General features: G+C 33.7%; 5 protein-coding genes. 4 read left to right on the forward strand and 1 reads right to left on the reverse strand.

Translation table 11 applies throughout. The annotated features are described in order from the left end of the window. On the forward strand, positions 1-1,201 hold a 1,201-nt coding region (locus tag P8M54_RS12580), incomplete at its 5' end, for an MFS transporter (protein ID WP_300288261.1). Between the two features lie 254 nt (positions 1,202-1,455). Continuing rightward, positions 1,456-1,815 (forward strand): BlaI/MecI/CopY family transcriptional regulator, encoded by a 360-nt coding sequence (locus P8M54_RS12585; RefSeq protein WP_300288262.1) that lies wholly within the window; start codon positions 1,456-1,458, stop codon positions 1,813-1,815. A gap of 210 nt (positions 1,816-2,025) precedes the next feature. On the opposite strand, the gene P8M54_RS12590 is transcribed toward P8M54_RS12585, so the two are convergent. After that, a complete protein-coding gene (locus P8M54_RS12590) occupies positions 2,026-2,172 on the reverse strand; it encodes a hypothetical protein (RefSeq protein WP_300288265.1) in 147 nt (48 codons plus the stop codon). On the opposite strand from P8M54_RS12590, the gene P8M54_RS12595 reads away from it, so the two are divergent. Both P8M54_RS12595 and P8M54_RS12600 read left to right on the forward strand, forming a co-directional pair. Then, positions 2,159-3,757 carry a M56 family metallopeptidase gene (locus tag P8M54_RS12595; RefSeq protein ID WP_300288264.1) on the forward strand — a complete coding sequence of 533 codons (1,599 nt, stop codon included), beginning with the start codon at positions 2,159-2,161 and terminating at the stop codon, positions 3,755-3,757. The two genes, P8M54_RS12590 and P8M54_RS12595, sit on opposite strands and share 14 nt — an antisense overlap. Before the next feature lie 4 nt (positions 3,758-3,761). After that, on the forward strand, positions 3,762-3,987 hold a 226-nt coding region (locus P8M54_RS12600; RefSeq protein ID WP_300288263.1), incomplete at its 3' end, for a BlaI/MecI/CopY family transcriptional regulator.

The raw sequence follows: 3,987 nt of genomic DNA on the forward strand, positions 1-3,987 counted from the left end.
ACAATACATCAATAATTTCAAAGGTTTTTCAAGAGAAATTTGGATACTCGCCATCATCACTTTTATCAATCGAGCCGGAACTATGGTTTTGCCTTTTTTATCCAAGTATTTGAAGGAAGATTTACAATTTTCCTACGGTGAAGTGGGTTGGATTATGGTCGCTTTTGGTTGTGGATCAATGTTAGGCTCTTGGTTAGGTGGAAAACTATCGGACAAAATAGGATTTTATAAAATCATGGTATTTAGTCTATTCACCAGCGGAATCTTCTTTTTTGTTTTGCAGTACATTACTTCCTTTTGGGGACTGTGTATCGGGATGTTTAGTATCATGACCTTAGCGGATATGTTTAGACCCGCGATGTTTGTATCACTCGCTACCTATGCGAAACCTGAAAACAGAACCAGAGCGCTGACACTAGTTCGTTTAGCTGTTAATCTAGGATTTGCAGCTGGACCAGCCTTGGGTGGACTTATTATCATGGGTATGGGTTACCAAGGATTATTTTGGGTGGACGGATCCTCTTGTGTTATTGCCATTTTAATTTTTGCACTTTTAGTAAAAGAAAAAAAGAAAGTAGTAGATCCAAATGTCTCCATTTCAATTACAGCTGTTTCCTCAGTTTTTAAAGATAAGATTTTCTGGATTTTCTTATTCGTTAGTTTTGTAACGGCTATGATTTTCTTTCAACTGTTTACGACGCTGCCACTTTATCATAGTGAGCAATTTGGACTAAGCGAATTTCAAACTGGATTATTAATGACTCTAAACGGATTCTTGATATTTGCCCTTGAAATGCCTTTTGTGGGTTATTTTGAAAGAAAGAAGGTGCAGAAATTAAAAATCATCCTTTGGGGTGTTTTATTAATGTCTTTTAGTTTTTATCTACTTTTAATAAATACGTGGACCGGCATATTAGTCATTAGTATGATTTTTATTTCGATAGGTGAAATACTCGCTTTTCCGTTTTCGAATACTTTTGCTTTAAGTAGAGCGCCAAAAGGACATGAAGGACGTTATATGGCTTTGTACACGATGAGTTTTAGTTTAGCTCACATTGTCAGTTCTAAATCGGGATTGGAGATTATAGCTCGATCAGGCTATCAAACCAATTGGTTTATTATGGGAAGTTTTGGTATCGCAGCAGCAGTATGTTGCATTTGGATTCAGAAACTTTTGAAAAAAGAAACCAAAATAGTGTAGCAAATTCAAAAAAAATAAATTGTGTTGAGAAGCCTTTGTTTATCCTGTAAACAAAGGCTTTTTTAATTTTTCTACAATTAGCTAACTTAAATTTTAGTTAAATAACTATAAAAATAGTTTGTAAACTATAAATATAGTTGTAAGTTTGGATGGCGTTAAGGATAGTAGGCGGCATCCTCGTAGTGAAACGAAGAGATACAGCCGAATAGCCTGACCCGCTTTTTCGCGGGTAACGCCCAAATACGACTTATACTATGCAAAAATTAACCAATAAAGAAGAGGAAATCATGCAGATTTTATGGAAGCTAAAAAAGGCTTTTGTGAAAGAAGTTATGGCCGAAATCACCGAGGATCAGCCGCATTACAATACGCTTTCGACTATTGTACGCAACCTGGAAGAAAAGGGATATGTGGCACATAATGCCTATGGTAATACGCATCAGTACTACCCTATTGTTCCTATTGAGGATTACCGAAAACGATTTATGAGTACGGCAATTGATACTTATTTTAATAGCTCGTACAAAAATATGGTTTCGTTTTTTGCCAAAGAAGAAAAAATATCCGCTGCGGAATTAAGAGAAATTTTGGCAATGATTGAGAATCAGGATTAACAATAAAACTAACCAACCACAATAAACCAATTTTGAGATGGAAGCATTTTACATTTATTTTCTTAAAGCTAGCGGCTTACTTACACTATTTTATTTAGCCTATCATTTTACTCTGAGAAAAGAGACCTTCTTTACTTCCAACAGATGGTTTTTACTGGCCGGATTAATAACCTCCGTTTCATTACCATTACTATTTTATACAAAGGTAATTCAAGTTGAAGCCACTCCTCTTACTTTTGATTGGACAACTTTAAAAACTACAACCGCATCAAAAGAAGATAATCCGCGAATTGATTGGTATCTAATCGTATGTTGCTTGTATGGGTTTGGTGTTTTACTCTTTATGTCAAAAATCATACTTGACTATTATAGACTACAAACGATTTTAAAAAACAAAGCCTTCAGATCAGAATCTAACCTTAAGTTTATCGACACAGTAGATCATATTGAGCCGTTCTCTTTTTTTAGTACCATTGTATACAATTCATCATTATACAATTCGACTGAATTAGATAGTATTTTGCAGCACGAAAAAGTTCACAGCAGACAATATCACACTGTAGACGTTTTATTAACAAGGTTTTTTTGTGCTCTTTTCTGGTTTAATCCTATAATTTGGCTCTACAAAAAAGCCATTGTTCAAAATCTAGAATTTATCGCTGACAAGGAAGCCTTGAAGAAATTAGAGGACAAAAAAGGGTACCAGTTGACTCTTTTAAAAATAACAACTCAAGAAAATTGTATTTCAATCACCAATCATTTTTATCAATCATTAATCAAAAAACGAATCATTATGTTAAACAAAAATCAATCAAAAAAAATTAATTCATGGAAATATGCTATGGTGCTTCCGGCACTTGTTGCTTTTGTGTTTCTATTTCAAGTAAAAGTTGTAGCACAGGAAAAGGAAAGTGAATTTACAATTCAAAATGGTTCGACAAGCGTAGCAATGCATATCAATTCTAAATCTACCGAAAAAGAGCTAAAGGAAGAAAATGGATTCTTTAAAACGACTTATGGAATAAGTTTAACATTTACGGATCTTAAATTTAATAGCAATAATGAGATAATCGCAATTTCAGTTCGTATGGAAGACAAAGCTGGAGTAAATAAAATATACAAAGTCAATGGAGACAAACCTATCAAGCCTTTTGATATTTTCGTAAAAGAAGACAAATCAAATCAAATCACTTTTGGTTTTAGTGCCTCAAGTAAGGAAAATCTTCATGTAAAAAATCATATGGATTTTGTGAACAAGCAACAGAATAAATCAGATAAAGACAATGATGAGCCAAAAGTAGAAATGATTTCATCATCGTCACCTTATCCATCATGGAGCATCACAAATGCAACTAAAAACGGAAAAGAATACCTAATTGTAATTGATGGACAAAAACAAAATAAGAATGACCTAATCAAAGTGGATCTGGATTCAGAAATTGCTTCATCGATTACTTTGCCAGCTACTTTAGCAGAAAAAAAATATGGTGCAGACGGAGCTAATGGAGCCTTTGAAATAACAACTAAAAAAAATAGCTCAAAATCTAGCAAGGTCTTAGAGGATACAGAACCTACTAAAAAAGGTTGGGAAATAAAAATGGGTGTTTCAGAAGTAAGTTATAACACAATTAAAAATTTGAGTGATAAAAAAGAAGATAAAGATTCAGAAGCAAAATATAGAATAGCTGTTAGAGAAGACAACTTAGAGAGTGTAAAAAGCAATATAGATGTTGACTACAAAAAAGCAGTAATTATTATAAATGGAAAAGTGAGTAGTGTTGCAATTTTGAATCAACTAAAGCCAGAACAAATTGCAAATATAAGCATTGAAAAGATAGACAGTGCCAGTGAAAAAAGTAAACAATTGGCCATACAAAAATTTGGTGAGCAAGCTATCAGTGGAATTATTTATGTTCAAACTAAAGATTTTTTAAAAAAATAAAACGATGCAAAAATTAACTAACAAAGAAGAGGAAATCATGCAGATTTTATGGAAGCTAAAAAAGGCTTTTGTGAAAGAGGTCATGGCCGAAATCACCGAGGAGCAACCGCATTACAATACGCTTTCGACTATTGTACGCAACCTGGAAGAAAAGGGATATGTGGCACATAATGCCTATGGGAACACGCATCAGTACTACCCTATTGTTCCTATTGAGGACTACCGAAAAC

The sequence above is a fragment of the Flavobacterium sp. genome, from assembly GCF_029242675.1.
Lineage (GTDB): Bacteria > Bacteroidota > Bacteroidia > Flavobacteriales > Flavobacteriaceae > Flavobacterium.

Excerpts from the sequence above, each read along its gene's own strand:
- P8M54_RS12585 (WP_300288262.1), top strand. The coding sequence starts at position 1,456 with ATGCAAAAATTAACCAATAAAGAAGAGGAAATCATGCAGATTTTATGG.
- P8M54_RS12595 (WP_300288264.1), top strand. The coding sequence starts at position 2,159 with ATGTCAAAAATCATACTTGACTATTATAGACTACAAACGATTTTAAAA.
- P8M54_RS12590 (WP_300288265.1), bottom strand. The coding sequence starts at position 2,172 with ATGATTTTTGACATAAAGAGTAAAACACCAAACCCATACAAGCAACAT.